Raw genomic sequence first — 26,483 nt, 5'->3', positions numbered from 1 at the left:
GAAGATAGTTGTAGTGCGTAGCAGATCACATCCGATTCCGCTACCGAACGGTCAAGTTTCTCGCGTTTGCTGCCGATGATCACCTTGTCGTCGCGAGACGCGTGACGACGTCGGACACGGGAGGCAGTCATGCAGACAAGCCGGATCGCCACGCCCCTGGACGCAATCGCCGCACACGTCTCGCTGAGGGAGCCGGCGGACTCCGTCCTGGAGCTTCTGGGTGAGCACGTGCCGCTGTCCCTGATCATCGACCTGACCGCGCCTGAGGGCCCGGACAGCCAGAACATCATGGACGTCGAGGGGGCACCGGACCAGGCCTGGTGGACCCAGGCCTGACCGCGATTTCAGAGTGCCGCCCTGAGGCTGGTAACCTCTGAACTCGTTGCGCCATTAGCTCAATTGGCAGAGCAGCTGACTCTTAATCAGCGGGTTCGGGGTTCGAGTCCCTGATGGCGCACCATCACGAAGAGCGCTCACCTGACGGTGGGCGCTCTTCGTCGTTCGGGTCACTCTGCGAAGTCGCACCGTCCGCTGACGACGTCGGTCTCGACGCCGTTGCGGATGGTGATCTCCTCCCGCAAGCGGCCTGGGGACCCCGTCGGACCTCCGCGGAACCTGACCACAACGACCTCGTGGCCCCAGATCGGGTTGTCGAAGTCGGGGTCGACCAGCACGAACTTCGCTCGGGTGTTCGCGGTCGCCCGATAGGAACGCCGATCCGATCCGGTCAGGGTCACCCCGTTCCACAGGCGATGGATCCGCACGACGGCCACGCCGTGAACCAGGACGCCGTCGAAGACCTCGGTCTCGGTTCCACCGTTGATGGTCAGGACCAGGTCGCCACACGTGAAACGGCCCTCGGCCGGAACCGTGGTGACCGTGTGTTCGTGCTCGATGGGCGCCGGGTTCGCGGCGGCGGACGGCGCGGCTGACAGCAGGACGCTCGAGGCCGCGGTCGCGATCGCCAGGATCAACATGACGTCACCGGACCCGCATGCCGCCACTGCCCACGCGCATGGCCGAGGATCTCGGCGACGGGGCCGCGTAGGTGGGTACTTGTGAGCAGCTCCATGGCGCACCTACGGTGAGGAGCCCCGAATGTGTCCGGGCCTCGTCCGACCGAGGATTCCTGCATGGCGCGCGACGCGCCTGAGGCATCGATCCCAGATCGGCCGGGACGTCGTCCCGGGTCGCAGGGACGTCGTCCCGCCCCTCGTCGGGTCATTGTCGGTGACAGTGGCCGGGCGCAGGCGGACACTGGTGCCGGAGGAGAGGCATCGTGGTCGAGACCGACGCAGGGCGTTCGACACACGGGGACTCGGCCCGTCGAGCCGTCGCAGTGATGCTCGCTCTCACGACCGCGGTCGGTTGCTTGGTCGCGGCGTTGCTCGAACGCCTGCCCGAGGTCCAGGTCTGGGCGGACCCGCAATGGCTGACGCAGCTGTTCATCGTGGGAGCAGCGGGGCTGGTGGTGGCCTGGGCTCGCCCCCGGAACAGCATCGGCTGGTTGCTCAGCATCGCGGTGTTCCTGCAGATGGCCTCGCTCGTCGGCGGAGCGTACGCGCAGGTGTCCTACGCCGACGGGAACCCTGAGCCCGGCGCGTTCTTCGGCGCCTGGATCGCCGCTTGGGTCTGGTTTCCGTCGTTGGCGATGCCGGTCGCGATCCTGCCCGCGATCTACCCGACCGGACGGCCCGAGACCCGGGCCAGGCGACGGCTGGTCGCAGCGGGCATCGTGGGTATCACTGGAATGTGCGTCGCTCTCGCGTTCGGCCCGGACGCGCCCGGCGAAGCCGTTCCCGGCCTGAAGCTTGCCTTCCCGCAACCACCGGCGTGGACCGACCCCATAGTCCTGGGCCTGACGGCGCTGGCGCTGACGGTGGCGGTCGTGGGTGGTCTCTCGGCCGCCAGCGCCCGGGCGTTGCGAGCCCGTGCCCCGGAGCGGCAGCAGATGCTGTGGTTGCTGTTTGCACTGTGGCCGTATGCCGTCAGCTACTTCTTGCCAGTGCCGCCGTGGCTGCCGGGATACGCCTTCGTGGGCGTCGCGGTCGCGATCGGGATCCTGCGGTACAGACTTCTCGACATCAACGTCGTCGTGCGACGAACTCTGTTCTACGCCCCGCTGATCGCATTGGTGGCTCTGGTGGTCGCGGTGGTCTCCACGGCGATCGCAAGGGTGGCTCCTGGCGGGGCCTTGCCGCTGGTCGGGTCCGCCGTGATCGTCGCGTTCCTGGTCGGCCCGGTGACCGGCTGGCTGCGCAGGGCAGTTGACCGGTTCGCCCTCGGCGAGCGCGCCGACCCCGTGTCAGCGGTTGGCAGAGTGGCAGGCCGAGGCGAGCTTGTGACGGCGGTGGACCCGGTGTCCAGCGTCCTGGAGGCCATGGTCGAGGCCGTTGGTGTCGAGTATGTGGCGGTCGTGGACACCGACGGACGGCAAGTCGTCGAGATCGGAGCTGAACCACCGACCACGCTCCGACTCCCGTTGCGCGAGGGCGGCGACCGGCTGGGAGACCTCGTGATCGCGGTGCCCCACGACTCCGCCGGACGCCGGATCGTCGAGGCACTCGTGCCCCACGTCGCCAGCGTCGTCCGCAACCAGCGGCTGCTCACCGAGATCGATGCGGAGCGAGGTCGTGTCGTCGCGGCGACGACCGCCGAACGCGAACGCATCCGCAGCGACCTGCACGACGGGCTCGGGCCGTCGTTGTCCGGCATCTCCCTGGGGCTGCAGGCAGCGGATGTCGCGATCAGCGGCGACCAGCCAGCAGTGCGGGCGATCCTGCAGCGGACCCGGGAGGAGGCAGACCGCGCGGTGGCCGAGGTTCGCCGCGTTCTCGAGGCACTGGGACCCGCCGCTCTCGATCACCGCCATCTCGCAGCGGCCATCCGCGACGCCGCGGACCGTCTGGGGTTCGACGGCGACTCCGGGCCGAGCTTCGCCTGCCGTTCGGCCGCAGTGGCAGCGCTCCCGCCGCACCTGGAGGAGACCGCCTACCGAATCGCCGGTGAGGCTCTGCACAACGTCGCGCGGCACGCCCGGGCCACTCGCTGCGACGTCAGTCTCAGCGAGGCGGGCGGGGTGTTTGAGCTTCGCATCACCGATGACGGTCTGGGGCTGCGCGACGAGCGGCCCCGAGGAGTGGGGCTCGAGTCGATGCTGCGGCGCGCACGCGCGGCGGGAGGGACCTGCGCCATCTCCTCCCAGCCGGCTGCGGGAACGGTCGTGTGCGTTCGACTACCGCTGGACTCAGCGTCATGACGATCCGCGTCGTGCTTGCGGACGACCACCCGATGTTCCGGTTCGGGCTTCGGGCCGTTCTGGAGCAGACCGAAGGTATCGAAGTGGTGGGCGAGGCGGCGGACGGGGCGGCATTGCTGGCGCTCGTCGACGAGCTCGACCCCGACGTGGTCCTCACCGACCTGAGCATGAGCGACGTCGACGGCGTCACAGTGATCCAGACCCTGGCCAGGACCCACCAGGTCCTGCCCGTCCTCGCGATGACCATGCACGCGGACGAGGTTCACGTCCGCGCCGCGCTGCGCGCCGGCGCGTGCGGATACCTCCTCAAGGGCGCCGACGCCCTGGCGATCGCAGGCGCCGTCGAGGCCGCCGCCAGCGGTCAGGTCGTTCTGGACCCTGCGATCAGCCAGCAGGTCATCGCCGCCTACGCGGGTAGCGATGAGCGCGATCCGGTCGCCTTTCCCGAGCTCACGGCGCGCGAGACGGAAGTGCTGCGGCTGATCGCGGTTGGCTGTCGAAACCACGAGATCGCGCGCCGGCTTGGAATCGCCGAGAAGACGGTGCGCAACCTGACCTCATCGGTCCTGGTCAAGCTCAGGGTGCCCGATCGGACAGCAGCTGCGCTGAGAGCCCAGGAGGTCGGCTTGGGCAGCCCGATGCCCTAGCCCCCGAGCTCTGGTCAGCCGGCGAGCTCGGCACGCAGCACCTGGGCGGCAGCCACCAGCGATGCCATCTTGCCCTCGGCCGCCTCGCGAGGCAGGTACTTCATGCCGCAGTCGCTGGCCAGCACTACCCGCTCGGGCTCGACGAACGGCAGCGCACGCCGCACCCGCGCCGCCACCACCTCCGGGGTCTCCACCTGCGGGGTGGACAGGTCAAGCACGCCGAGCAGGATCGTCTTGTCGGGCAGCCGGGTCAGCACCGAGGGGTCCAGCCCGGACTGGGCCGTCTCGATCGAGACCTGGTCGCACGCGCAGTCCGCCAGCTCGGGCAGGAACGAGTAGCCGGAGGGCCGCTCGTGGATGATCGCTGCGTACCCGAAGCAGAGGTGCACGGCGGTGGTCCCGCCCACGCCGTCCAGGGCGCGGTTGAGCGCTTCGAGGCCGAACTCGCGAGCCGCGTCCGGGCGCGCCTGCATGTACGGCTCGTCCAGCTGCACGATGTCCGCCCCAGCGGCGAACAGGTCCTTGACCTCCTGGTTGCAGGCCTCGGCGTAGGCCAGCGCCAGCGACCTGGGGTCGCCGTAGTGGTCGTCCTGCGCCTGCTGGGACATGGTGAACGGTCCCGGCACGGTGACCTTCGTCGTCCGGTCCGTGTTGGCCAGCAGGAACTCCACGTCAGGGCGCTGGATCGGTCCTGGACGGCGGACCGGTCCGACCACTCGCGGCACCGGGTTCGGGTGGCCGCTGCGGTCCATCCCGACGCCCGGGTTGTCGATGTCGACGCCGTCCAGTGCCGTGGCGAAGTGGTTCGAGTAGCTCTCCCGGCGGATCTCGCCGTCCGTCACGATGTCCAGCCCGGCGTCCTGCTGCGCGCGGATGGCCAGCAGCGTCGCGTCGTCCTGGGCCTGCGCAAGGAACTCCGGATCAGGGCGCCACAGTTCGCGCGCGCGTACCCGCGGCGGGAACCGGCCGGCCAGCTTCGCGCGGTCGATCAGCCACTCGGGCTGCGGGTAGCTGCCGACCAGCGTGGTCGGGAACAGCGGGAGGTCGTTCATGCAGGCCGCCTTCGGGGTTGGATGCGAGCCCATCAATACACCCTCGCGCCCCCTGGACGGCAGAGCCTGTCCGTCGACCGGTCAGCGCGGGGTCAGTCGTCGCCGCCCGAGGAGTCGCCCCCGCGGCCGCTGCTGCCGCTGCTGCCACTACCGCTGCTGCCACTACCGCTGCTGCCACTACCGTCCTTGCCCCGGTGCCCCCTGCCACCACCGCTGCCGTCGCCGATCCCGCTGTTCGTCGCGCTGGGTTCGGGGCTGGCTTCAGAGGTGAGCTCGGAGGTGGGCTCCGACGCCGGCTGCGCGGTTGAGTCCGCAGCCGGTAGGACGGTGGACCCCGTCGTAGCATCCGGTCCGCCCACCGGGACGTCCGTCGGCCTCGCGGCGGGCTTCGACGCGTGGCCGCCCTTCGACGTGTCCTTCGCGCCCTTGTGCTTGGTCACGGCCGGCTTGGTCGTCTCGACCTTGTGGTGCGCCTGTTGCTGAACCACCGGCAGCTCGGTCGGCTCGGTGACCAGGGCAGGAAGGCTCCCCGATGCGACGACCACGGCCGAGACGCTCGCCGCGTTCATCGCGGTCGATGACGCCTGGGCGAGCCGCGCGCCGCCGTCGCCGACCCAACGCAGGAAGGGCAGGTTGACGAAGAAGGCCAACGGTCCCACCGACCACAGCAACCGCGGCAAGGCGATGCCCATGAAGGCGCGCACCATGGCCGGGTCGAAGTGCGTTCCGGCACAACGGGTCAGCTCGGCCCGGGCAGCCACGGCGGTCACCGCCGCCTTGTAGGACCGCGCCGCGGTCATGGTCTCGTACGCGTCGACCACGGCCACCGCTCGCCCGGACGGCGAGATCTGGTCACCGGCCAGGCCCATCGGGTAGCCGGTGCCGTCGAAGCGCTCGTGGTGCTCGACGATCCCGGCGAACCACGGCCCGAGCCACTCCGCCAGCGGCCTGGCCAGCCGGGCCCCGGCCTGCGGGTGCATCCGGATCTGTGCCCACTCGGTCGAGTTCAGCCGACCCGGCTTGTTCAGCACGGTGACGGCGACCTCGAGCTTGCCCACGTCGTGGATCAACGCGGCCCAGCGCAGCCGGCCGCTGTCGGCCTCGGACAGCCCGAGCTCGCGGGACAGCAGGTCGCAGAACAGCCGGACCCGCTCGCTGTGCCCGCGGGTGTGCTTGTCGTGCCGGCCCAGGGCGGTGACCAGGGCCAGCATCGTCACCGCCGCGTCCTGCTCGTCGGCACTGGGGCTGGACAACCGGCGGCGGATGTCGTCGGCGCTCGTCGAGCGCCGGGCCACCCGCAGCCTGGTCGGTGCGTGGTCCGGGAAGATCATGGTCATCTTGAACAGCATCGCCAGCGGTGCCAGCCGGAGCGTCAGCCGCGAGAACAGCAGGCTCACCAATACCGCGGCGGTCAGCGCGGCCGCGATCGTGCCCAGGCTGGGCAGGTGTCCCACCAACCGCTTGGCGACCAGCTCGGCCGCGAGCGAGCCAGCGAGCAGGGGCACGCCGTACTGGACCAGCCGGACTCCCAGCGAGAGCACCGGACGTGGAGCCCAGTGCGGTTCACTCGTGCTGGCGATCACTACCGCGTCCCGTCGTCGAGCCCCGTCGGGGGTCGCGTCCGTGCCACCACCGTTGGCTTACCCACGTTCGACCGGCCACGTCGCAGACTTCAGTGCCCGGCGGATGATTCCCTCATCCGGCGCAACGGCGCAGCACGAGCGGCAGCCCGCCACGCGGCCGCAGGGTGACCAACGCGTCGACGTCCGGACGTCGCACCACGCCGTCGCGGCGTGCCGGTTCGAGGCGCAGGCCGGGCAGCAGCGTGGCGAGCACCAGGACCGACTCCACCAGCGCGAAGTCCCGGCCGATACACAGCCGCGGCCCCATCCCGAACGGCAGGTAGTCCGGCCGGGGAGCGCTCGACCGCGCCGCCGCGAAGCGGTCCGGGTCGAACTCCAGCGGACGCTCCCAGGCGGCCGAGCGCCGGTGCAGCAGCCACGGGCTGATGATCACCAGCGTGCCGGCGGGTACCTCGACCCCGGCCAGCACATCCGGCTGCAGGGCGCGCCGGGTGAGCACCCAGGCCGGCGGATAGAGCCGGAGCGCCTCGTCGACGACCCTGCGGGTGTACGGCAGAGCCGCCAAGTCGGCCCAGCCGGGCTCACGACCGGCCAGCACCTCGGCCAGCTCGAGCTGCACTGTGTCCTGCACCTGCGGGTGCTCGGCCAGCAGCTGGAGCGTCCAGGCCAGCGACGACGCGACGGTCTCGTGGCCGGCGATCACCAGGGTGACCAGCTCGTCGCGCACCTGCTGGTCGGTGAGCCCACCCTCGGCGTCCGCAGAACGCAGCAGGAGGGCGAGCAGGTCGGTGTCGTCGTCCGTGATCCCGCGCGCCCGTCTGGCCCGGACGACGCGCGCGCAGGTCTCGTCCAGGGTGGCCACCGCGCGGTCCAGCCGACGCCTGCTGGGCACCGGCAGCCAGGCCGGGCGGGGCAGCCGGGCTCGCTGCACGACCACCTCGAGCGCCTGCTGGACGGCGCGGACGATGCGTTCGCCGTCCTGCGCCAGGTCGGCCGCGAACAGTGTGCCGCCGACGACGTCCAAGGTCGCGGCCATGCAGGCGGCGTCCACGTCCACCGCGGTGCCGTCCGGCAGCCCCCGCCAACCACGCCGGATCCGCTGGCCGGCCAGCACGGACTGCGCCGCGACGACGTCGAGCGAGCCGTGGTGGAACGCCGGCTGGGCGATCCGGCGCCGTTGGCGCCAGGTGTCGCCGTCCGCGGTCAGCAGCCCGACACCGGTGACGGCCGACAGTGCCGTGTACTGCACGGTGGCCTTGGAGTAGCCGCGCGGGTTCTCCACCAGCACCCGGCGGACGCCGTCCGGCTCGTTCACCAGCAGCACGGGGGTGCGGGGCAGCGGGAAGGCCACCAGGTCGCCGAACCGCTGCACGGTGCGCTCGAGGTAGCCCAGCGGGTCGCGGCGGATGGCCAGCAGGTCGCGAACCATGTCCCGCGGCAGCGGTCCGTCGGCGGCGAGCGGGGTGTAGCGGGCGTTGCGCCGGGCGGGCGCGGACGGGCCTACCGCGCTCAGAGGTACAGCCCGGTCTGGCCGTCGTCCACCCGCGGTGCGGCGACGGCGTGGATGTCCCGCTCGCGAAGCAGGGCGTACTGGGTGCCCTGCAGCTCGACCTCAGAGCGGTCCTCGGGATCGAACAGCACCCGGTCGCCGACCTGCACCTGACGCACGTGCTGGCCGATCGCCTTGACCTCGGCCCAGGACAGCCGCTTGCCGACCGCGGCGGTCGCCGGGATCACGATGCCGCCACCGCTGCGCCGCTCGCCGCTCTCGCCGTCCGCCGCGACGAGCAGTCGGTCGTGCAGCATCCGGATCGGCAACGGGGACTGGTCGGTGGGGCTCACGACGTGCACGCTACCCGCGCCCAACCAGGACGACGAACCTGCGCCCGGTGCTCAGGAGCTGCGATGGCGGCGCAGCATGCCGATCAGCAGGACCACGGCGACGACCGCCCCGACCACGGCGGCGATCCGCTCAACCCGCAGCGAGCCGTCCGGGTTGGTGGTCGCCTCGCGCAGGTCCTGCTTCGCATCGGCGACCGAGCGGCGGGCGATCTCCTTCGGCATCAGCCGGTGCGCGAGCTCGTCGACGGTGCCCCTGAGGTGGTCGCGGGTAGCGACGATCTCAGACTCGATGGCTGCGGGATCGTTCTGGCTCACGGCGTCGAACCTACCGGTCCGCGGCGCCGCTGGCACGACTTGATGGTGAGATGGGGTCATGGCACAGCTGACGGCCGGCGAACCGGCCCCCGACCTCACCCTGACCGACCACACCGGACGCGAGGTCTCGCTGCACGACCTGCGCGGCCGCAAGGTCGTCGTGTTCTTCTACCCCGCCGCCATGACGCCGGGCTGCACCAAGGAGGCGTGCGACTTCCGGGACAGCCTGGCGCCGCTGCAGGCGGCCGGCTACGAGGTGCTCGGGATCAGCCCGGACAAGCCGGAGAAGCTGGCCAAGTTCGTCGAGAAGGAGTCGCTGACCTACCCGCTGCTGGCGGACCCGGACAAGGCCACGCTCACCGCCTGGGGCGCCTACGGCGAGAAGAAGCTCTATGGCAAGACCGTGACCGGGGTGATCCGCTCGACGGTCGTCGTCGATGAGGACGGCGCGGTCGAGCTGGCCAAGTACAACGTCAAGGCCACCGGGCACGTCGCGTCGCTGCGCAAGCAGCTCGGCGTCTGAGGCTGGACCCGGTGCGGATCACCGTCGTCATCGACAGCGTCGATCCTTCGGCGCTCGCACCGTTCTGGGCGGCGGCCCTGGGCTACCGCGAGGCCGAGGCGCCGCCGGGGTACCGCGCGCTGGTACCACCGGAGCGGGACGGCCGTCCCGTCGTGCTGCTCCAGCAGGTGCCCGAGGCGAAGGCCGGCAAGAACCGGGTGCACCTCGACGTGCACCCGCAGGACCCGCACGCGCACCTCGCGATGTTGGAGGGTCTGGGCGCTCGACGGCTCGGCGACTGGCAGGACCTGGTGGCCGAGGCCGGTGTGCGCTGGATGGTGCTGGCCGACCCGGAGGGCAACGAGCTCTGCCTGGTCGAGCACGTCTCGTAGGCTGGGCCGCGAGCGGGAGTGGTGTAACTGGCAGCCACGCAGGATTTAGGTTCCTGTGCCTTCGGGCGTGAGGGTTCGAGTCCCTTCTCCCGCACGGAAGGGAGCGAGGTCGACAATGTCGGAGCAGGACCTGCGCGCGACGTTCGATGCCGTCGCCAGCCAGTACGCGGACGTCCGGCCCGGCTACCCGGACGAGCTGTTCGACGAGCTCGTGGCCGTGACGGGGATCGGACCGGACTCAGAGCTGCTCGAGATCGGGCCTGGCACCGGTCAGGCGACGGTTCCTCTGGCCGCCCGCGGCTTCGCCATCACGGCCGTTGAGCTCGGCGGCGCCATGGCCCGGCTCGCTCGCAAGAACCTCGCGGCGTACCCACGCGCGCACGTCGTGCAGGCGCCCGTGGAGGACGCGGACCTCCCGTTGCACGCGTTCGACCTCGTGTACGCCGCGACGTCCCTGCACTGGGTCCCCGAAGCCGTCCGCTCGCGGCGCCCGCACGACCTGCTGCGTCAAGGCGGCCACCTGGCAGCGATCTACAGCGAACACGTCAGTGACGAGTCCGGCGACGCGTTCTTCCTTGCCTCCCAGGAGATCTACCGGACGGCGACGGAGCAACCGCACCCCCGCGCCGACGCTCACGGCGGCTCCCCGGACGACGAGCCCCGACTGCCGCGGGTGAGCGATCTGCGACCGGAGCACCTCGATCCCGACCTGTTCGAACCCGTGGGCTTCCGGGTCTTCCCGATCGTCATCCGCTACTCCGCTGAGCGCTTCGCGGGGCTGGTCGACACCTTCTCGACCACCCGGGCCCTGCCGCCGCAGGCACGGGCGGAGCGGCTCGTCGGTCTGCGCCGGCTGATCGACCACGACTTCGGCGGCCACCTGGACCTGCGGTTCGCGATGACCCTCACGGTCGCCCGCGCGCGCTAGCTGTAGTTCCCCGACAGGTTGTGAACGCGGGCTGCGGGGACGAGGCCTCCGATGCCGGTGTGGGGTCGGTGATGATTGTAGGAGTGGAGCCAGTCGGGGTAGGTCGCTGCGCGGGCTTGGTCGGAGAGATAGACCTGGGCGTAGGCCCATTCGACGATCAGGGTCCGGTTGAACCGCTCGACCTTCCCGTTGGTCTGGGGTCGGTAGGGGCGGGTCCGTCGGTGTTTGATGGCGGGCCCGAGGGCGTTGGCGAAGTCGCGTGAGCGGTAGCAGGAGCCGTTGTCGGTCATGACTGCGCGGACGGTGATCCCGGCTTGGGCGAAGAACGCGTTGGCGCGGCCCCAGAAGGCCGCGGCGGTCTCCTTGCGCTCGTCAGGCAGCGGCTCGGAGTAGGCCAGCCGGGAATGATCGTCCACCGCGTGGTGCAAGAAGACGTAGCCACGCGACGTCGGCGCGCCACCATGACCGGCCCGCTCGGTCCTGGCATGGGCGCGTCGGTGCTGTTCGGAGTCGCGACCAAAGGCCCGCCAGCCACCACCGTCCGGGATCCGGCCCAGCTTCTTGATGTCCACATGGACCAGGTCGCCCGGGGCCGCCGCCTCGTAGCGGATCGGCGATGGCTTGCGGACCGGCAGGCCGGTGGCCTGGTCGAGGTGGACCAGCAGCGGCATCCGATAACGCGCCAGGACGCGACCAACCGTCGATCGCGGAACCCCGAGGTGATAGCCGATCCGGTGCGGACCCCAACGCCGGCAGTACCGCAGCTTCACGATGCGCCGTTCAAGGCGGCGCGGGCAGCGCCGCGGCGACCGCGCTGGACGAGACGAGCAGTCCGTCATCGGCTCGCCATCACGGTAGCGCCGGGCCCACTTGGCCGCTGTCGCGGGCGAGACCTGCAACCGCTCCGCAGCACGACGGACCGTCCACCCCTGCTCGACGATCAGGACCGCCAGGCGTCGACGCCCCTCAGGCGTCAGCGGGGCATTAGCGTGAGTCACGAGGACCTCCAGTCGAGGGTTGGTGTCGTAACCCCCTCCGTACTGGAGGTCCTCGCTATCCGTCTACGCCTACGCGTTCACAACCTGTCGGGGAACTACAGCTAGCTCAGACGTCCAGCAGGCCCACGTAGTTCTCGGCGAGCGAGCGCGCGTACGCCTGCGACGTGGTGGCATATCTGAGCTGGGACAGGGCCAGCTGCTCCTCGTACGGGTCGTGTCCGTCGAAGCGGTGCAGCATCGACGTCATCCACCACGAGAAGTGCTGGGCTCGCCAGACCCGACGCAGGGCGGTGGCTGTGTAGGCGTCCAGCAGCTCGCGGTCGCTCCGCGCGTACCAGGCGTCGAAGGCCCGTCCGAGTAGCCGGGCGTCCGCGATCGCCAGGTTCATCCCCTTGGCGCCGGTCGGCGGCACGATGTGCACGGCGTCGCCGGCCAGGAACAGCCGGCGGTGCTGCATGGGCTCGACGACGAGGCTGCGCATGGGCGTGATGCCCTTCTCCAGCACCGGACCCTCGGTGACCCGAACGGGGTCGCCGTCCAGCTCGAGCCGGGTGTGCAGCTCGGCCCAGACCCGCTCGTCCGGCCACTGCGCGAGGTCCTCGTCCGGTGCGACCTGCAGGTAGAGCCGGGAGACCTGCGGGGAGCGCAGGCTGTAGAGCGCGAACCCGTTCTCGTGCCTGGCGTAGATCAGCTCGTGCACCGCGGGTGCGGCCTGGGCCAGGATCCCCAGCCAGGCGAACGGGTACGTGCGCTCGTAGGTGGTCAGCACGCCGTCCGGCACCGCGTCCTTGCTGACCCCGTACGAGCCGTCGCAGCCGGCCACGAAGTCGGCGTGCAGCTCGTGCTGGACGCCGTCGACGCGGTAGCGCACCACCGGGTCGTCGCCGTCCACCCCGTCGACCGTGAGGCCGTCGGCCTCGAACACGATCAGCCCGTCGTCGGCCAGCCGCTGCGCGATGAGGTCCTTGACCACCTCCTGCTGGCCGTAGACGGTGATCCGCCGACCGGTCAGCTCGGTCATGGCCAGCCGGTGCCGCTCGCCCTGGAACTGCAGGTTGATCGCTTCGTGCGGCTGCCCCTCACGCAGCAACCGCTCGCCGATCCCGCTGTCCTGCAACAGGTCCACCGTGCCCTGTTCGAGCACGCCGGCCCGCACCCGGTGCTCGACGTACGCGCGGTCGCGCACCTCGAGCACCACCGACTCGATGCCGTGCAGGTGCAGCAGGTGGGACAGCATCAGCCCGGCCGGACCGGCGCCGATGATGGCGACCTGGGTACGCCGAGTCGACACCGGTGTCACGTGCTCCTCAGAACGGGTAGGGGTTGATCTTGGCTTGCAGGGTCAGCCACTGCGTATCGGTGAAGGCGTCGATGTTCGCGGCGGCACCACCGAACCGCGACCCGGTCCCGGACGCCGCCACCCCGCCGAAGGGTGCGACCGCCTCGTCGCCGACGGTCTGGTCGTTGATGTGCACGATGCCGCTGGGGATGCGTTCGGCCAGTTCGTAGGCCTTCATCACGTCCCTGCTCAGGATGCCCAGCGAGAGGCCGTACTCGGTGTTGGCGGCCAGCGCGGCGGCCTCGTCGAGGGTCGCGAAGCGCATCACCGGGGCCACCGGCCCGAACACCTCCTGCGCGTACGCGGGGGTGTCGACGGTGACGTCGGCCAGCACGGTGGGCCGGTAGAACAGCTCGGTGAACTCACCCCCGGCCAACACCTTGGCGCCCGCGTCGACGCTGGCAGTGACCAGCGCGTGCACCCGGTCGCGCTGACCGGCGTCGATCAGCGGACCCAGCGCCACCTGCTCGCGGAAGGGGTCGCCGACCGGCAGGGCCTGGGCGTGCTCGACCAGCCGGCCGACGTACTCGTCCGCGATCGACTCGTGCACCAGGTGTCGTCCGGTCGTCATGCAGATCTGGCCCTGGTGCATGAAGGAGCCGAAGGCCCCGGCAGACACCGCGAGGTCCAGGTCGGCGTCGTCCAGCACGACCAGCGCGGAGTTGCCGCCCAGCTCCAGGTGCGCTCGCTTGAGCAGCCGCCCAGCCGCCTCGCCGACCTTGCGGCCGGCAGCCGTGGAGCCGGTGAAGCTGATCACCGGCACGCCGGGGTGCTCGACCAGGGCCGCGCCCGTCTCGGCGCCACCGGGGAGCACGTGCAGGACGCCTTGCGGCAGACCGGCCTCCTCGAACGCCCGGGCGATCAGCAGGCCGCCGGCGACCGACGTCCGGGCGTCCGGCTTGAGCACCACCGCGTTGCCCAGCGCCAGCGCCGGCGCGACCGAGCGGATGGACAGGATGAGCGGGAAGTTGAACGGCGAGATGACCCCGACGACGCCGACCGGGCGGCGTCGGGCCAGGCTGAGCCGTGGCTGCGCGGACGGGATGATCTCGCCCAGCGGCTGCGAGGTCAGCGCAGCGGCCTCGAAGCACTCCTGGGCCGCGATGTGCAGTTCGAGGTCGGCCTTGGGGGGAATGCCGCCGGTCTCCCGGACGATCCAGTCTCGCAGGTGGTCGACCTGCTCCTCGAACACCCGCCCGGCCGCGCGCAGGATCGCGGCGCGCTCCTCGAAGCTCGTTCTCGCCCAGCCGGTCTGGGCCTGCTGCGCGCTTCGGACGGCGCGGTCGACGTCGGCCGCGTCACCGATCCCGGTGCGGGCCAGCTCGTCACCGGTGGCCGGCTCACGAACCGGCGCGTCACCACCGGAGGACGTCGTCCAGCCGTCGCTGAACACCTTCCCGTGCCAGCTGGTGTCGTCGAGCAGCGTCATGGTTCCTCCTTCGCGTGCGTCAGGGATCGACGGACTGCGGTCACTGACGACTGCGTTCGTATGACGAACATGTGTTCTCATGAAGAACGTACGGACCAGCCCCCGCCCCAGTCAATGGCGAAGCGCTCGTTGACGGGCCGACCCAGAACTCCGTATGTTCGTCATAGGAACGTCCGTGCGCTATGCGTACGCGCCGGACGCGGACGAGGGGCGGGTGGTGATGGCCGACATCGTCACGCTGGGCGAGGCGGTCGCCGAGCTCGTGCACGACGGCGACACGGTGGCCCTGGAGGGCTTCACCCACCTGATCCCATTCGCCGCCGGGCACGAGATCCTGCGTCAGCAGCGCCGCGAGCTGACCCTGGTCCGGATGACCCCGGACGTCGTCTACGACCAGCTGATCGGCGCCGGCTGCGCGGCCCGGCTGGTCTTCTCCTGGGGCGGCAACCCCGGCGTCGGTTCGCTGCACCGCTTCCGGGACGCCGTCGAGAACGGCTGGCCCCGGCCGCTGGAGCTCGAGGAGCACAGCCATGCCGGTATGGCGAACCGCTACGTGGCCGGCGCATCCGGCCTGCCGTTCGCGGTGCTGCGCGGCTACCGCGGCACCGACCTGGTCTCGCGCACCGCGAACATCGCGCCGATCACCTGCCCGTTCACCGGCGAGGAGCTCACCGCCGTCCCCGCCCTGCGGCCCGACGTCTCGGTCGTGCACGCCCAGCGTGCCGACCGGCAGGGCAACGTGCAGATGTGGGGCATCACCGGCGTGCAGAAGGAGGCGGTGCTCGCTGCGCACCGGTCGCTGGTCACGGTCGAGGAGGTCGTGGACGAGCTGACGCCGGTGCCCGGGCAGGTCGTGCTGCCCTCGTGGGTGGTGACCGCGGTCGCCCTTGTTCCCGGCGGGGCGCACCCGTCGTACGCACAGGGGTTCTCGGTGCGGGACAACGACTTCTACCGACGCTGGGACGCGATCAGCCGGGACCGCGACAGCTTCACCAGGTGGCTCGACCAGGACGTGCTGGGCGCCGGGGTGATGACGTGAACGCGGCCGCGCAGTGGACGGCGGACGAGATGATGACCGTCGCGGCGGCTCGCCAGCTGCACGACGGCTCGGCCTGCTTCGTGGGGATCGGGCTGCCCAGCACCGCGGCCAACCTGGCCCGCGCCACCCACGCCCCGCGGCTCGTCCTAGTGTACGAGTCCGGGTGCCTGGGCGCCAAGCCGAGCCGGCTGCCGCTGAGCATCGGCGACGGGATCCTGGCCGACACCGCGGACGCGGTGGTCTCGGTCCCGGAGGTGTTCAACTACTGGCTGCAGCCCGGCCGGATCGACGTCGGCTTCCTCGGCGCCGCCCAGCTGGACCGGTTCGCCAACATCAACACCACCGTGGTGGGCGGGGACTACGCGGCACCCGACGTCAGGTTGCCCGGCGCCGGTGGCGCACCGGAGATCGCGGCGTCCTGCCGTGAGGTAGTGGTGGTCGTCCGGCAGTCCGCGCGCAGCTTCGTGGACCGGCTCGACTTCGTCACGTCCGTCGGGTTCGGCTCCGGTCCGGGCGACCGCGAGCGGTGGGGGCTGACCGGACGCGGTCCACGCGTGGTGATCACCGACCTCGGGATTCTCGAGCCCGACCCCACGACCTGCGAGCTGACCCTGACCTCGCTGCATCCCGGCGCCAGCGTTCAGCAGGCCATGGATGCGACGGGTTGGGACCTCAAGGTCGCCGCCGACCTGGCGACCACGCCGGCTCCGCAGCCGGAGGAGCTGCGGGCGTTGCGCGCGTTGAACGCCACGCTGCGAACGGCATCATGAACCAGTCGCCCAGTACAGGAGGGCCATGAGCTCCGCACCGTACCGCCGCACCGAGCCCAGCAGCACGCCACCGCTGAGGTGGCCGGACTACGCCTCGACGGTGCTCCGCGCGCCGAGCCAGCCGCTGCAGTACCTGCCGCACATGCTCACCGAGCTGACCGGGCCGCTGCTCGGCCAGGGTCGGCTCGGCCCGCTGGACCACGACCTCACCCGACAGCACGACGGCGAGCCACAGGGCCAACGGATCGTGGTGCACGGCCAGGTGCTGGACCAGGACCGCCGACCGGTGCCGCACACGCTGATCGAGGTCTGGCAGGCCAACGCGGGCGGGCGCTACCGGCACGTCACGGACAACTGGCCCTCACCGGTCGACCCGAACTTCACCGGCACCGGGCGGACGCTCACCGACGCGGACGGGCGGTACCGTTTCGTCACCATCCGGCCCGGCGCCTACCCGTGGCGCAACCACGACAACGCCTGGCGCCCGGCGCACATCCACTTCTCGTTGTTCGGGCGCTCGTTCACCCAGCGCCTGGTCACCCAGATGTACTTCCCCCGTGACCCGCTGTTCTTCCAGGACCCGATCTTCAACGCGGTCCCCGATCCTGCTGCCCGACAACGGATGATCTGCCGCTACGACCACGGCGCGACCGAGCCGGAGTGGGCGCTCGGCTTCCGGTTCGACATCGTGCTCCGCGGCCGCGAGCAGACCCCGTTCGAGGACGACGACGATGACGAGTGAGCCTGTGGGCACCGACGTGCTCGGCACCACCCCGTCGCAGACCGTCGGGCCGTACCTGTCCCTCGGCCTGATCTGGCCGGACGGCGCGTACGCCGTCCCGGCGGGCACCCTCGACGCGTTCTGGGTGCGGGGGCACGTGCTGGACGGCGCCGGCGAACCGGTGCCGGACGCTCTGGTGGAGACCTGGCAGTGCGACCCGGCTGGTCGGTTCGACCATCCGGACGCAGTGCCACGACGGGACGAATCTGCTGTGCCGCAAGGATTTCGCGGCTTCGCCCGGTCCGCCACCGATGCCGACGGCCGGTGGGCGGTGCTGACCGTTCGCCCCGGCCGGCTACCGGACGACCGCGGCGGCACCCAGGCACCGCACCTGGACGTGTCGGTGTTCGCCCGCGGACTGCTGGACCGCGTCGTCACCCGGATCTACCTGCCGGACGAGCAGGCCGCGAACGACGCCGACCACCTGCTGCGCGCCGTCGCAGCCGACCGGCGCCCTACGCTCGTGGCGTCAGCGGGCCCGGACGGGCTCGTGTTCGACATCCACCTTCGGGGGGACCATGAGACCGTCTACTTCGACCTCTGAGGCTGGCGCGCCGCTGCTCAGCGGGCTGACCGCCGGCCCGGACGTCGACGCGCTGGTGGACGACCGCGCGCTGCTGCGGGCGATGCTGGACGTCGAGGCCGCGCTGACCGGGGCGGTCGCCGACTGCGGGCTGGCACCGACCTCTGCCGCGGCCGCGGTGGCCGCCGCGTGCGCGGACCCCAGCCGGCTGGACCTGGGCGACCTCGCTGCAGGCACACTGCGGGCCGGAAACCCTGTCGTGCCACTGATGCGCGCGCTGGAGGCCGCCGTCGAACCGGCCGCTCGCGCCTGGGTCCACCCCGGGGCGACGAGCCAGGACGTGCTGGACACCGCGCTGGTGCTGCTGGTCGCCCGTGCGTCGCGGCCGCTGGTCGGCGCCGCTCGGGCCGCCGGCGTGGCCACCGCCCGGCTGGCGGACGCTCACCGCGACACCGTCTGCGTGGGTCGGACCCTCGGCCAGCAGGCTTCCCCCACCGTCTTCGGGCTGACTGCGGCCGGCTGGCTCGGGCAGCTGGACACCGCGCTGGCTCGCTGGCTGCTGGTCGCCGACCGGCTGCCGGCCCAGCTCGGCGGCGCCGTCGGCACCCGGGCGTTCTACGGCACGGACGGTGAGGCGGTGGCCGCCCGGTTCGCGCAGCGGCTCGGGCTGAGCGCCGGCCCGCCCTGGCACACCGACCGCCAGCCGGTGCTGGACATCGCCGCCGGCCTCGGCGCTCTGGTGGCCGCCTGCGGGAAGGTGGCGACCGACGTCCTGCTGCTGGCGCAGACCGAGGTCGGCGAGGTGGCCGAGGCAAGCGGCGGCGGCTCGTCCGCCATGCCGCACAAGCAGAACCCCGTCGCCAGCGTGCTGGTCGTCGCCGCCGCCCGACGCTCCCCCGCGCTGGTCGGCTCGCTGTTCGGCTCTGCCGTGCACGAGCAGCAGCGGGCCACCGGGGCCTGGCACGCGGAGTGGGAGCCGTTGCTGGACCTGGTGCGGCTCGCGGTCGGGACCTGCCGGCGCACCGCCGACCTGCTGGAGGGCCTGGAGGTCTTCGGCGACCGCATGGCTGCCCACCTGGACGACGGCGGCGGGGTGCTGATGGCCGAGGCCGTCGCGGCCCGGCTGACCCCGGCGCTCGGTCGCGGCGACGCGCACGCCAAGGTCGCTCAGCTGGTGGCCGACATCGGCGCCGGCGACTTCGCGGCCGCTCTGCGCAAGGACCAGACCGTGCTGGACGCGTTGGGCGAGAACGGCATCGAGGCTGCGCTGGACCCACGCGGCTGGCTGGGCTCGGCGCCCGCACTGATCGACGCGGCGTTGGCCCGCCACGACGAGCTGGCCGCTCGATGACCGCTCGCCTGCACGCCCGTGTCGACGGCCCGGCCGACGGCTCGCCGGACCCCCCGGTGCTGCTGCTGGGCAGCTCGCTCGGCACCACCGGGACCATGTGGCAGCCACAGGTCGCCGCCCTGAGCCAACGCTGTCGGGTGGTTCGCTACGACCACCGCGGGCACGGCGAGTCCGAGGTGCCGCCGGGTCCCTACCGGATCGACGACCTCGGTGCAGACGTGCTGGCGCTGCTGGACCGGCTGAGCATCGAACGGGTGCGCTACGCGGGGCTCTCGCTCGGCGGGATGGTCGGCATGTGGCTGGCAGCCCATGCGCCGCAACGGGTCGAGCGACTCGCGCTGCTGTGCACCTCAGCCCGGCTCCGCCCCGCCCAGCCCTGGCACGAGCGCGCGAGCGCCGTCTTGGACGGCGGGATGGCCGCCGTCGCGGACGCCGTCGTGGGGCGCTGGTTCACCCCCGGCTTCGCGGCCGAGCACCCCGACCTGGTCACCGCCCACCGCGACGGACTGCTCGCCGTCCCACCGACCGGCTACGCCGCGTGCTGCGAGGCCATCGCCGCCATGGATCTGCTCGCCGACCTGCCACAGATCGCCTGCCCCACCCTGGTCATCGCCGCCCAGCAGGACCCGGCCATCCCACCGGAGCACTCACGGGTCATCGTGAGCGCCGTCCCGGGGGCCCGCCTGGAGGTCCTGGACGACGCCGCGCACCTGGCCAACCTGCAGCAGCCGGACGCCGTCAGCGCACTGCTGCTGGACCACCTAACGGCCGACTGAAGGAGCCACCGTGGACGACGACGACCGCCGCCGAGAGGGCACGGCCGTGCGCCGCGAGGTGCTCGGCGACGCCCACGTGGACCGGGCCACCTCCGCCACCAGCCCGTTCGCCGAGCCGTTCCAGGACCTGATCACCCGCTATGCCTGGGGCGACATCTGGTCGCGGCCGGGGCTGGACCGGCGCACCCGCAGCGCCATCACGATCGCGATGCTGGCCAGCCTGCAGCACGAGGAGGAGCTCGCCATGCACTGCCGTGCCGGGCTGCGCAACGGGCTGACCCGCGAGGAGATCTCCGAGATCCTGCTGCAGGTGGGCGTCTACGCCGGGGTGCCGACGGCGAACCGCGCCTTCCGGGTGGCCGACGCGGCGCTCGCCGACGCCCCGTCCGAGCCCGAGGACGGCTGATGACCACCGACCCCGGGCCGACTCGCTCCCCCGACTTCGTCCAGTCCCTCGAGCGCGGGCTCGCGGTGATCCGCGCCTTCGACGCGGACCACCCGGCGCTGACGCTCAGCGAGGTCGCCCGGGCCACCGACCTGACCCGGGCAGCCGCGCGACGGTTCCTGCTGACCCTGGTCGACCTCGGCTACATGCGCACCGACGGGAGGCTGTTCTCGTTGCGCCCCAGGGTGCTCGAGCTCGGCTACGCGTTCCTGTCCAGCCAGTCCCTGCCGGAGATCGCGATGCCGCACATGGAGGTGCTGGTCTCCAAGGTGCACGAGTCCTGCTCCGTCTCGGTGCTCGACGGGGACGATGTGGTGTACGTCGCCCGGCTGCCCACCAAACGGATCATGACGGTGGCGATCGCCGTCGGAACCCGCTTCCCGGCGTACGCGACGTCCATGGGGCGGGTGTTGCTGGCCGCCCAGCCCGACGCCTGGCTGGACGCTTACCTGGCCGGCACCACCCTGGTCGCACTGACGCCGCGGACCGTCACCGAGGTGCCACGGCTGCGCGCGGTGCTGGGCCGGGTCCGCTCGCAGGGCTACGCGCTGGTCGACCAAGAGCTGGAGGAGGGGCTGCGCTCGCTGGCGGTCCCGGTGCACGACGCCAACGGCGCGGTCGTCGCGGCGATGAACCTGTCCGCGCACATCAGCCGGGGCAGCTCTGACGACATCCGCCGCGAGCTGCTCGGCCCGCTGCAGGAGACCGCCCGTGCCCTCGAGGACGACTTGTGGCGGGTAGCCCGCTGACCTCCTTGCCCGGCTGGGCGAGGGGGGTCAGCGTGCCTGGGAGCCTGCGCGTTCGGTGAGCGTGGCCAGCGTGGTGGCCTCGATCTCCGGGAAGCGGGCTCGCAGGGGAGCTGCGTCGAACGTCATGTCGATGGTGTTCATCACGACTGCCGCCTGCGCCTGCCTGGCGAAGGCCGGATGGATCGGTTTGGCCAGGACGGACATGGCGCGCAGGGCTTGCAGGGGAACGTGCCTGATCCCTGGACTGCCCTTGGTGCCTGCGAGCAGGTGCTCAGCGACTTGGGTGAAGCTCAGGTTCTGTGGTCCCCCCACTGAGATCCCCTCGGCGATGCGCGGGTCGCGGTCTGCCGCGAGGCAGACGAAGGCCGCGAGGTCATCGGCGCAGAGGAAGTTGATCGGGTTCTGGCCGGGTCCGAGCACCAGCGCCGGTCCGCCGTCGGCAAGCTTGGCGCCGATGACCTGCATCCAAGTCTCCAGGAAGCTGGTCGCACGCACGATCGAGGAGCTGATTCCGCATTGGTGCAGACCCTGCTCGGCTGCGTACTTCATCCGATGAAGTGACATCGGGTGGTCCGGTGCAGCGCCTACCACCGAGACGAGCACGAAATGACCCACTCCTGCCAGCTTCGCGGCGGCGGCCAGACGGGCGTTCGCGTCACGGTCGACCGCCTCGGGCGTGGTGCGCGTGGGCCCGGCGAACCCGTGCACAGCCGAGATGACCGTGCTGGCGCCGTCGACGAACTGGTCGATCGGATCGGATCGAAGGTCCCCGACGACTACCTGGACCGCGTCCGGGAGATTTGCAGCCCGCCTCGGGTCACGGGTCAGAACCCGGACAGCGTCGCCTCGATCGGTGAGGCGCTTCACGACCCTGCGACCGAGCACGCCCGTGCCGCCCGCCACCAGGATCATGTCGGGTCCGGCCCGGAGCCCTGGCCAACGGTGGACCGCACGAACTCCTCGACCAGTCCAGGCTCGAGATCGACTGGTTCGAGGTAGAACCGGGCCGCCCGGATCAGTGAGTCCCTCACGATGAAGATGTTCACACCGCGCATCAGGTGGGCTGCGCCGTCGCGTCGGGTCCCGGACATCTCCCACTCAGACCAGACCGTGTCGTCCTCGGCGTGGATCGCCAGCACGCGAGCGCGAATGTCGGGCACGCCGCTGAGGATCTGCGACCAGTTGCTGCGCACCTGCGCACTGCCCACGAACCCGCGCGCGGGATGCACGGGCGTCTCGTTGACGTAGTCGGTCGCGAAGCAGGCCACGATCGCGTCGAGGTCATGGTCGTTCGTGGCCTGCGCCAGGCGCTGCACCACCTCTTTCGCAGTGGATGTCATCGGGCCCTCCTCAAGATGGTTCCCCGTAGGTTCGTTACAGTAGCATGTATCCAATTCAGCGGAGCGAGGAGTGGATGGCGAACCTCAAGCGGAACTACGACTCCAGTCGCCGGCTCGAACAGGCGCAGCGCAACTACGACGCCCTGATCGAGGCGGGCAGGCGACGGTTCCTGGCCGATGGGTACGCGGCCACGACGATCGCGTCGGTTGCCGCTGACGTCGGGGTCTCAGTCGAGATGGTGTACAAGAGCTTCGGGAGCAAGTCCGGCCTGGTGGCGGCCATCTGGGAGCGCGGCCTGGCCGGGCGAGGTCAGGTCCCGGCGCCAGAGCGGTCTGACCGGATGCAGGCCACGGTCAGCGACCCCCTCGAGATCATCCGCAACTGGGGGCAGCTCACCACTGAGGTGGCGCCGCAGGTCGCGCCGATTCTGTTGCTGATCCGTTCCGCCGCTGCCACCGACCTCGACATGAGACGGCTGCTGGCCCAGACCGACAGCCAGCGACTGAGGCGCATGCGACGCAATGCGCGCGTCCTGGACGGTCGCCTCAAGCCCGGCGTCACGCAGGCTCTGGCTGCCGAGATCATGTGGACCTACAGCTCGCCAGACCTCTATGACCTGCTGGTCGTGCGTCGCGGCTGGTCACTTCGTCGCTACGGCCAGTTCGTCACCGAGAGCATGGTGGCCGCACTGCTACCCCAACCCTCACTCCGCCCGGATGAGGTCGACCGGTAGCTGGGGCCCCGTCGCGGGAGGACGACGAGGCCCCGTTCTGTCTACGGAGCGCAGGCCCGCAAGGATTGCTTTCGGGCGGGGTTTCTCGGCTCAGCGCGGCACGGGCTGCGGAGCCGGCGGCCCGACGTAGCGGGCTGAGGGCCGGATGATCTTGCTGTCTCGGGCCTGCTCGAGCACGTTCGCCGCCCAGCCGATCACCCGGGCCACCGCGAACGTCGGGGTGAACATCTCCCGCGGCAGGCCGCACAGGTACATCACCACGCCCGCGTAGAACTCCACGTTGGTGTGCAGCTCGCGGCCCGGCTTCAGCTCGGCCAGGATCTCCACGACCCGGCGCTCGGTCTGCTCGGCGAGCTCGACCAGGGCGCTCGCCTCCTGGTTACCCGCGCTGAGCTGCTCGGCCACCGAGCGCAGCAGCCGGGACCGCGGGTCCTCGGTGCGGTAGACGGCGTGACCGAAGCCCATGATCCGGTCGCCGGACAGCACCCGCGCCCGCACCCAAGGGTCGATCCGGTCCGGCGTCCCGATGTCGTCCAGGGTGTCCAGGGCGCGGCTGGGCGCACCACCGTGCAGCGGCCCGGACAGCGCGCCGATCGCGCCGACCAGGCAGGCGGCGGCGTCCGCCCCGGTGGAGGCGATCACCCGCGCGGTGAACGTGGAGGCGTTGAAGCCGTGGTCGACGGTCAGCACCAGGTACTGCTCGACCGCCCGCGCCTGCGCCCGCGACGGCTGCTGACCGGTCAGCATGGTCAGGTAGGCGGCCGCGTGCCCGAGGTCGTCACGTGGTTCGAGCGGCTGGAGGCCGCTACGCAGCCGGTGCAGCGCGGCCAGCACCGTGGGCACGGCGGCGGCGAGCGCCAGCACGTCCCCGCGGCGGGTGGCGTCGTCGAGGTCGTAGACCGGCTGCAGCCCCAGCGCGCTGCCCAGCAGGGACAGCGCGGTGCGCAGGCCGTCCAGCGGCGGCCCGCCGGCGGCGGCGATCACCGGCAGCGCCGCGACCAGCTCGGCGGGCAGGTGCCGGGCGGCCGCCACCTGCGCGGCGAACTGGGCGCGCTCGGTGGCGTCGGGCAGCCGGCCGTGCAGCCCCAGGAACCAGACGTCCTCCAGGCCGCGGGACTCGGCCAGCTCGACCGCGGAGTACTGGCGGTAGTGGTAGAAGCCCTGCTGCCCCCGGACGTCGCCCAGCTCGGTCTCGGTGACCACCACCCCCTTCAGTCCCCGGGGTACCTCGATCACGTCGTCCTGGGCCAGCTCACGGGTCGCGTTCATGTCAGCAGAGTGCGTTCGGCGGTCCATAGTTGTCAACGTTGATACAGTCAATATATGACGAACCTGAGAGGGACCCGTCTGAGCACCCAGGAGGTCGCTGACCTGCTCGGCGTCCGGCTCGAGACGGTCTATGCGTACGTCAGCCGCGGTCTGCTCAGCAGCACCCGAGCGGCCGGCGGCCGGGGCAGCACCTTCGATCGCGCCGAGGTCGAGGCGCTGGCCGGCAGCGGCGGGCGTCGGCGCGCCGCCCCGCAGCGGACCTGGCGCGGCCCGGTGGTCGACACCGACATCACGCTGATCGACGGCGGTCGGCTGTACCTGCGCGGGGTGGACGCCGTGCAGCTGGCCGCGGCCGTGGGGTTCGAGCCTGCGGCCCAGTGGCTGTGGACCGGCGACCTCGAGCCGGCGGCCTTCACCCCCGCGCCCGAGCCGCTGGCCGCGGCTCGGGCTGCGGTCGACGCGCTGCCGCCCTCAGCCGACCTGGTCGGTCGGCTACGCGTCGCCGTCGCGGCTGCCGGGTCGGTCGACCCGCTGCGCTACGACGTGCGCGAGCGAGCGGTACTGCCTGCGGCGCAAGGGCTGCTGGCCACCATGGTCGAGGCGCTGCCGGTGGTGGGCGTGCAGCCGGACGACGGCGCACCGCTGACCAGACGGCTGTGGGCAAGGCTGTCTCCGCAGCCGCCGACGGACCGGCTGCTCGGCTGCCTGGACGCGGCGCTCGTCCTGCTGATGGACCACGACCTGGCCGTGTCGACCGTCGCCGCCCGCACCGCGGCGTCCGTTCGGGCGCACCCCTACGCGGTGGTGGCCACCGGGCTGGCCGCGATGGAGGGACCCTTGCACGGTGGGGCCAGCACGCTGGCCCGCGAGCTGCTGCGCGGCGCCCACGAGCGCGACCCGCGACTCGTCGTGGCGGACCACCTGCGCACCGGCCGGCCGCTGCCCGGCTTCGGCCATCCCCTCTACCCCGACGGCGACCCGCGCGGCCGGGCCCTGCTGGACCGCCTCGCCGACGAGCCCGTCGCGGACGAGGTGATGGACGTCGTGCGCGGGTTGGTCGAGGCCAGCGACCTGCACCCCAACGTCGACCTGGCGCTGGCCGCCCTGGGCGAGTCGACCGGGATGACGCGCGACGGCGGCGAGGTCGTCTTCTGCGTCGCCCGGTCGGTCGGCTGGGTCGCGCACGCCCTGGAGGAGTACGACGAGACGCCGCTGCGGTTCCGTGGCGAGGGGCGCTACCGCGGGCCGCGTCCGCCGCAGCCCGTGCCGACGCCGACCGGCGACTGAGCCGGCCCAGCCGGCCTCACCCGGCGGTCGAGCGTTGCTGCGGCCCAGGCAGCCAGCAGCACGGCGGCGATCAGGTAGGCGTTGCCGACGACGTGGTCGAACGCGCTCCAGCCGTACTCGCGGTTGTGCCCGTAGGGCGGCCACAGGATCGGTCGAGCCACGAACACCGCGGCCCACCCGGCGGCCGCCCAACGGCTGCGCTCCCACAGCGCCAGCGCCACCGGAACCACCCACACCCAGTGGTGCGACCACGAGATCGGTGAGGCGAGCAGCATGGCGAGCGCCCCCAGACAGGTGCCGAGCACCCGGTCACCCCGGCGCCACCAGCCGGCCCCGACGACAAGCACCGCGACCGAGAGCGGCACGGCGACCGCCAACCAAAGCAGGGTCGGCGGCGGTCCGTCCAGGAGTCGGGTCAGCGCACCGTACACCGACTGGTTGTGGGCCAGGGCCGGTGGACCGACCCGGCTCGCGTCGAGCAGCCGGTCGGTCCAGTACGTCGTCGAGTAGGTCGGCATCATCACGAAGCCGACCACGATGGTGGCGAAGAAGGTGAGGACCGCTCGTCCCGCGGCGGCTCGACGACCCACCAGCAAGAGCAGCACGACGAACACCAGCGGGGTCAGCTTGACCCCGGCCGCGATGCCGACCAGCACACCGGTCCAACGCCGTTCAGGCAGCACCAAGTCGACCAGCACGGCCAGCATCAGGATCGCGTTGACCTGCCCGAAGGCGAGGTTCTGCCACACCGGTTCCAGGGCGATCGCACCGGCGGTCACCAGCGCTACCCACCATCCCGGCGCGGGTCGGCCCAGCGAACGGCGGACCAGGACGACGACCGCCGCGAGCGCACCCACCGACGCGCCCGTCCAGAGCGCGGCCGCAATCCAGGCCGGCATCAGCGCCACCGGCACCATCACGACCGCTCCGAACGGCGGGTAGGTGAACCACAGCCCGGTCACCGGGTCGGCGGACTGCAGGGTGGGCAACCCGTCGAGCACCGCCCGGCCGCCGTACCGGTACACGAAGAGATCCGTGAAACCGCCCTGCAGGCCACCGACCACAGCAGCGGTCAAGACCAGCGCCAGAACGGGCGCCGGCCCGCGCAGCAGCCGGGAACGACGCAAGGTCCG

The 26,483-nt window shown here is 71.6% G+C and carries 29 protein-coding genes and 2 tRNA genes; 18 read left to right on the top strand and 13 right to left on the bottom strand.

Going from position 1 to position 26,483, the window contains the following annotated elements; genetic code table 11:
* The first annotated feature begins 129 nt into the window (after positions 1–129).
* Both ACPPVT_RS06380 and ACPPVT_RS06375 read left to right on the top strand, forming a co-directional pair.
* The gene (locus ACPPVT_RS06380) at positions 130–336 is read left to right on the top strand and encodes a hypothetical protein (protein ID WP_426566178.1); all 207 of its coding nucleotides are present in this window, start codon (positions 130–132) and stop codon (positions 334–336) included.
* 48 nt (positions 337–384) lie between these two features.
* A tRNA-Lys gene (locus ACPPVT_RS06375) sits at positions 385–460 on the top strand.
* A gap of 46 nt (positions 461–506) precedes the next feature.
* On the opposite strand, the gene ACPPVT_RS06370 is transcribed toward ACPPVT_RS06375, so the two are convergent.
* Positions 507–977, bottom strand: a complete 471-nt coding sequence (locus ACPPVT_RS06370; RefSeq protein ID WP_426566177.1) for a hypothetical protein — start codon at positions 975–977, stop codon at positions 507–509.
* A gap of 302 nt (positions 978–1,279) precedes the next feature.
* Here ACPPVT_RS06370 and ACPPVT_RS06365 point away from each other — a divergent pair, with 302 nt between their 5' ends.
* Entirely contained in the window at positions 1,280–3,259 is a 1,980-nt protein-coding gene (locus ACPPVT_RS06365) for a histidine kinase (protein ID WP_426566176.1), read from the top strand.
* Positions 3,256–3,906: a response regulator gene (locus tag ACPPVT_RS06360; protein WP_426566175.1), complete on the top strand. Its 651-nt coding sequence runs from the start codon at positions 3,256–3,258 to the stop codon at positions 3,904–3,906. The genes ACPPVT_RS06365 and ACPPVT_RS06360 overlap by 4 nt, the downstream gene beginning before the upstream one ends.
* A gap of 14 nt (positions 3,907–3,920) precedes the next feature.
* On the opposite strand, the gene ACPPVT_RS06355 is transcribed toward ACPPVT_RS06360, so the two are convergent.
* The 5 genes from ACPPVT_RS06355 to ACPPVT_RS06335 form a co-directional block, all read right to left on the bottom strand.
* Complete coding sequence (locus ACPPVT_RS06355) at positions 3,921–4,958, bottom strand: uroporphyrinogen decarboxylase family protein (RefSeq protein WP_426566174.1); 1,038 nt, start codon at positions 4,956–4,958, stop codon at positions 3,921–3,923.
* Between the two features lie 92 nt (positions 4,959–5,050).
* Complete coding sequence (locus ACPPVT_RS06350; protein WP_426566173.1) at positions 5,051–6,541, bottom strand: HD-GYP domain-containing protein; 1,491 nt, start codon at positions 6,539–6,541, stop codon at positions 5,051–5,053.
* Positions 6,542–6,653: 112 nt separating this feature from the next.
* Positions 6,654–7,970 (bottom strand): cytochrome P450, encoded by a 1,317-nt coding sequence (locus tag ACPPVT_RS06345; protein ID WP_426566172.1) that lies wholly within the window; start codon positions 7,968–7,970, stop codon positions 6,654–6,656.
* An 80-nt stretch (positions 7,971–8,050) separates the two neighbouring features.
* On the bottom strand, positions 8,051–8,347 hold the full coding sequence (locus tag ACPPVT_RS06340; protein WP_426567073.1) for a GroES family chaperonin: 297 nt from the start codon (positions 8,345–8,347) through the stop codon (positions 8,051–8,053).
* Positions 8,348–8,434: 87 nt separating this feature from the next.
* On the bottom strand, positions 8,435–8,698 hold the full coding sequence (locus ACPPVT_RS06335; protein ID WP_426566171.1) for a DUF3618 domain-containing protein: 264 nt from the start codon (positions 8,696–8,698) through the stop codon (positions 8,435–8,437).
* Positions 8,699–8,756: 58 nt separating this feature from the next.
* Between ACPPVT_RS06335 and bcp the strand changes: the two genes are divergently transcribed.
* The 4 genes from bcp to ACPPVT_RS06315 all read left to right on the top strand — a co-directional run bounded on the left by bcp (position 8,757) and on the right by ACPPVT_RS06315 (position 10,520).
* A complete protein-coding gene (bcp, locus tag ACPPVT_RS06330) occupies positions 8,757–9,221 on the top strand; it encodes a thioredoxin-dependent thiol peroxidase (protein ID WP_426566170.1) in 465 nt (154 codons plus the stop codon).
* An 11-nt stretch (positions 9,222–9,232) separates the two neighbouring features.
* Positions 9,233–9,592, top strand: a complete 360-nt coding sequence (locus ACPPVT_RS06325; protein ID WP_426566169.1) for a VOC family protein — start codon at positions 9,233–9,235, stop codon at positions 9,590–9,592.
* Positions 9,593–9,604: 12 nt separating this feature from the next.
* Positions 9,605–9,686 (top strand) — tRNA-Leu (locus ACPPVT_RS06320).
* A 21-nt stretch (positions 9,687–9,707) separates the two neighbouring features.
* On the top strand, positions 9,708–10,520 hold the full coding sequence (locus tag ACPPVT_RS06315) for a class I SAM-dependent methyltransferase (RefSeq protein ID WP_426566168.1): 813 nt from the start codon (positions 9,708–9,710) through the stop codon (positions 10,518–10,520).
* On the opposite strand, the gene ACPPVT_RS06310 is transcribed toward ACPPVT_RS06315, so the two are convergent.
* The 3 genes from ACPPVT_RS06310 to ACPPVT_RS06300 form a co-directional block, all read right to left on the bottom strand.
* On the bottom strand, positions 10,517–11,518 hold the full coding sequence (locus ACPPVT_RS06310) for an IS481 family transposase (protein WP_426566167.1): 1,002 nt from the start codon (positions 11,516–11,518) through the stop codon (positions 10,517–10,519). The genes ACPPVT_RS06315 and ACPPVT_RS06310 overlap by 4 nt on opposite strands.
* Before the next feature lie 106 nt (positions 11,519–11,624).
* A complete protein-coding gene (locus ACPPVT_RS06305; RefSeq protein ID WP_426566166.1) occupies positions 11,625–12,809 on the bottom strand; it encodes a 4-hydroxybenzoate 3-monooxygenase in 1,185 nt (394 codons plus the stop codon).
* A 16-nt stretch (positions 12,810–12,825) separates the two neighbouring features.
* Positions 12,826–14,286, bottom strand: coding sequence for a benzaldehyde dehydrogenase (locus ACPPVT_RS06300; protein ID WP_426566165.1), 1,461 nt, complete (start codon positions 14,284–14,286; stop codon positions 12,826–12,828).
* 220 nt (positions 14,287–14,506) lie between these two features.
* Between ACPPVT_RS06300 and ACPPVT_RS06295 the strand changes: the two genes are divergently transcribed.
* Genes ACPPVT_RS06295 through ACPPVT_RS06260 form a run of 8 tightly spaced genes read left to right on the top strand, consistent with a single transcriptional unit; the run spans position 14,507 to position 20,720 of the window.
* Positions 14,507–15,325: a CoA transferase subunit A gene (locus ACPPVT_RS06295; RefSeq protein ID WP_426567072.1), complete on the top strand. Its 819-nt coding sequence runs from the start codon at positions 14,507–14,509 to the stop codon at positions 15,323–15,325.
* Between the two features lie 29 nt (positions 15,326–15,354).
* Positions 15,355–16,095, top strand: coding sequence for a CoA-transferase subunit beta (locus ACPPVT_RS06290; protein WP_426567071.1), 741 nt, complete (start codon positions 15,355–15,357; stop codon positions 16,093–16,095).
* 25 nt (positions 16,096–16,120) lie between these two features.
* Positions 16,121–16,837 (top strand): protocatechuate 3,4-dioxygenase subunit beta, encoded by a 717-nt coding sequence (pcaH, locus tag ACPPVT_RS06285; protein WP_426566164.1) that lies wholly within the window; start codon positions 16,121–16,123, stop codon positions 16,835–16,837.
* The gene (pcaG, locus tag ACPPVT_RS06280) at positions 16,827–17,420 is read left to right on the top strand and encodes a protocatechuate 3,4-dioxygenase subunit alpha (RefSeq protein WP_426566163.1); all 594 of its coding nucleotides are present in this window, start codon (positions 16,827–16,829) and stop codon (positions 17,418–17,420) included. The genes pcaH and pcaG overlap by 11 nt, the downstream gene beginning before the upstream one ends.
* Positions 17,395–18,750 carry a lyase family protein gene (locus tag ACPPVT_RS06275; protein ID WP_426566162.1) on the top strand — a complete coding sequence of 452 codons (1,356 nt, stop codon included), beginning with the start codon at positions 17,395–17,397 and terminating at the stop codon, positions 18,748–18,750. Before pcaG ends, ACPPVT_RS06275 begins: the two co-directional genes overlap by 26 nt.
* Positions 18,747–19,526, top strand: coding sequence for a 3-oxoadipate enol-lactonase (pcaD, locus tag ACPPVT_RS06270; RefSeq protein WP_426566161.1), 780 nt, complete (start codon positions 18,747–18,749; stop codon positions 19,524–19,526). Before ACPPVT_RS06275 ends, pcaD begins: the two co-directional genes overlap by 4 nt.
* 10 nt (positions 19,527–19,536) lie before the next feature.
* Entirely contained in the window at positions 19,537–19,932 is a 396-nt protein-coding gene (pcaC, locus tag ACPPVT_RS06265) for a 4-carboxymuconolactone decarboxylase (protein WP_426566160.1), read from the top strand.
* Positions 19,932–20,720, top strand: coding sequence for an IclR family transcriptional regulator domain-containing protein (locus ACPPVT_RS06260; protein WP_426566159.1), 789 nt, complete (start codon positions 19,932–19,934; stop codon positions 20,718–20,720). The genes pcaC and ACPPVT_RS06260 overlap by 1 nt, the downstream gene beginning before the upstream one ends.
* A 27-nt stretch (positions 20,721–20,747) precedes the next feature.
* Here ACPPVT_RS06260 and ACPPVT_RS06255 read toward each other — a convergent pair whose 3' ends face one another.
* Both ACPPVT_RS06255 and ACPPVT_RS06250 read right to left on the bottom strand, forming a co-directional pair.
* Complete coding sequence (locus tag ACPPVT_RS06255; protein ID WP_426566158.1) at positions 20,748–21,632, bottom strand: SDR family oxidoreductase; 885 nt, start codon at positions 21,630–21,632, stop codon at positions 20,748–20,750.
* A complete protein-coding gene (locus tag ACPPVT_RS06250; RefSeq protein WP_426566157.1) occupies positions 21,629–22,060 on the bottom strand; it encodes a nuclear transport factor 2 family protein in 432 nt (143 codons plus the stop codon). Before ACPPVT_RS06250 ends, ACPPVT_RS06255 begins: the two co-directional genes overlap by 4 nt.
* A gap of 74 nt (positions 22,061–22,134) precedes the next feature.
* Between ACPPVT_RS06250 and ACPPVT_RS06245 the strand changes: the two genes are divergently transcribed.
* Positions 22,135–22,794 (top strand): TetR/AcrR family transcriptional regulator, encoded by a 660-nt coding sequence (locus ACPPVT_RS06245; RefSeq protein WP_426566156.1) that lies wholly within the window; start codon positions 22,135–22,137, stop codon positions 22,792–22,794.
* Positions 22,795–22,884: 90 nt separating this feature from the next.
* Here the strand turns inward: ACPPVT_RS06245 and ACPPVT_RS06240 are convergent, their stop codons facing one another.
* Positions 22,885–24,063 (bottom strand): citrate/2-methylcitrate synthase, encoded by a 1,179-nt coding sequence (locus tag ACPPVT_RS06240; protein ID WP_426566155.1) that lies wholly within the window; start codon positions 24,061–24,063, stop codon positions 22,885–22,887.
* 54 nt (positions 24,064–24,117) lie between these two features.
* On the opposite strand from ACPPVT_RS06240, the gene ACPPVT_RS06235 reads away from it, so the two are divergent.
* Positions 24,118–25,350 carry a citrate synthase family protein gene (locus ACPPVT_RS06235; RefSeq protein WP_426566154.1) on the top strand — a complete coding sequence of 411 codons (1,233 nt, stop codon included), beginning with the start codon at positions 24,118–24,120 and terminating at the stop codon, positions 25,348–25,350.
* Here ACPPVT_RS06235 and ACPPVT_RS06230 read toward each other — a convergent pair.
* Positions 25,299–26,477 (bottom strand): glycosyltransferase 87 family protein, encoded by a 1,179-nt coding sequence (locus tag ACPPVT_RS06230; RefSeq protein WP_426566153.1) that lies wholly within the window; start codon positions 26,475–26,477, stop codon positions 25,299–25,301. The two genes, ACPPVT_RS06235 and ACPPVT_RS06230, sit on opposite strands and share 52 nt — an antisense overlap.
* Positions 26,478–26,483: the final 6 nt, after the last annotated feature.

This window comes from Angustibacter sp. McL0619, from assembly GCF_049994355.1.
Lineage (GTDB): Bacteria > Actinomycetota > Actinomycetes > Actinomycetales > Angustibacteraceae > Angustibacter.
Note: the sequence above shows the minus strand (reverse complement) of the source record. Positions and strands in the feature narration are given on the sequence as shown.

Excerpts from the sequence above, each read along its gene's own strand:
- ACPPVT_RS06380 (WP_426566178.1), top strand. The coding sequence starts at position 130 with ATGCAGACAAGCCGGATCGCCACGCCCCTGGACGCAATCGCCGCACAC.
- ACPPVT_RS06370 (WP_426566177.1), bottom strand. The coding sequence starts at position 977 with ATGTTGATCCTGGCGATCGCGACCGCGGCCTCGAGCGTCCTGCTGTCA.
- ACPPVT_RS06360 (WP_426566175.1), top strand. The coding sequence starts at position 3,256 with ATGACGATCCGCGTCGTGCTTGCGGACGACCACCCGATGTTCCGGTTC.
- ACPPVT_RS06355 (WP_426566174.1), bottom strand. The coding sequence starts at position 4,958 with ATGAACGACCTCCCGCTGTTCCCGACCACGCTGGTCGGCAGCTACCCG.
- ACPPVT_RS06345 (WP_426566172.1), bottom strand. The coding sequence starts at position 7,970 with ATGGTTCGCGACCTGCTGGCCATCCGCCGCGACCCGCTGGGCTACCTC.
- ACPPVT_RS06340 (WP_426567073.1), bottom strand. The coding sequence starts at position 8,347 with ATGCTGCACGACCGACTGCTCGTCGCGGCGGACGGCGAGAGCGGCGAG.
- bcp (WP_426566170.1), top strand. The coding sequence starts at position 8,757 with ATGGCACAGCTGACGGCCGGCGAACCGGCCCCCGACCTCACCCTGACC.
- ACPPVT_RS06315 (WP_426566168.1), top strand. The coding sequence starts at position 9,708 with ATGTCGGAGCAGGACCTGCGCGCGACGTTCGATGCCGTCGCCAGCCAG.
- ACPPVT_RS06300 (WP_426566165.1), bottom strand. The coding sequence starts at position 14,286 with ATGACGCTGCTCGACGACACCAGCTGGCACGGGAAGGTGTTCAGCGAC.
- ACPPVT_RS06295 (WP_426567072.1), top strand. The coding sequence starts at position 14,507 with ATGGCCGACATCGTCACGCTGGGCGAGGCGGTCGCCGAGCTCGTGCAC.
- ACPPVT_RS06290 (WP_426567071.1), top strand. The coding sequence starts at position 15,355 with ATGATGACCGTCGCGGCGGCTCGCCAGCTGCACGACGGCTCGGCCTGC.
- pcaH (WP_426566164.1), top strand. The coding sequence starts at position 16,121 with ATGAGCTCCGCACCGTACCGCCGCACCGAGCCCAGCAGCACGCCACCG.
- pcaG (WP_426566163.1), top strand. The coding sequence starts at position 16,827 with ATGACGAGTGAGCCTGTGGGCACCGACGTGCTCGGCACCACCCCGTCG.
- ACPPVT_RS06275 (WP_426566162.1), top strand. The coding sequence starts at position 17,395 with ATGAGACCGTCTACTTCGACCTCTGAGGCTGGCGCGCCGCTGCTCAGC.
- pcaD (WP_426566161.1), top strand. The coding sequence starts at position 18,747 with ATGACCGCTCGCCTGCACGCCCGTGTCGACGGCCCGGCCGACGGCTCG.
- ACPPVT_RS06260 (WP_426566159.1), top strand. The coding sequence starts at position 19,932 with ATGACCACCGACCCCGGGCCGACTCGCTCCCCCGACTTCGTCCAGTCC.
- ACPPVT_RS06255 (WP_426566158.1), bottom strand. The coding sequence starts at position 21,632 with ATGATCCTGGTGGCGGGCGGCACGGGCGTGCTCGGTCGCAGGGTCGTG.
- ACPPVT_RS06250 (WP_426566157.1), bottom strand. The coding sequence starts at position 22,060 with ATGACATCCACTGCGAAAGAGGTGGTGCAGCGCCTGGCGCAGGCCACG.
- ACPPVT_RS06245 (WP_426566156.1), top strand. The coding sequence starts at position 22,135 with ATGGCGAACCTCAAGCGGAACTACGACTCCAGTCGCCGGCTCGAACAG.
- ACPPVT_RS06240 (WP_426566155.1), bottom strand. The coding sequence starts at position 24,063 with ATGAACGCGACCCGTGAGCTGGCCCAGGACGACGTGATCGAGGTACCC.
- ACPPVT_RS06235 (WP_426566154.1), top strand. The coding sequence starts at position 24,118 with ATGACGAACCTGAGAGGGACCCGTCTGAGCACCCAGGAGGTCGCTGAC.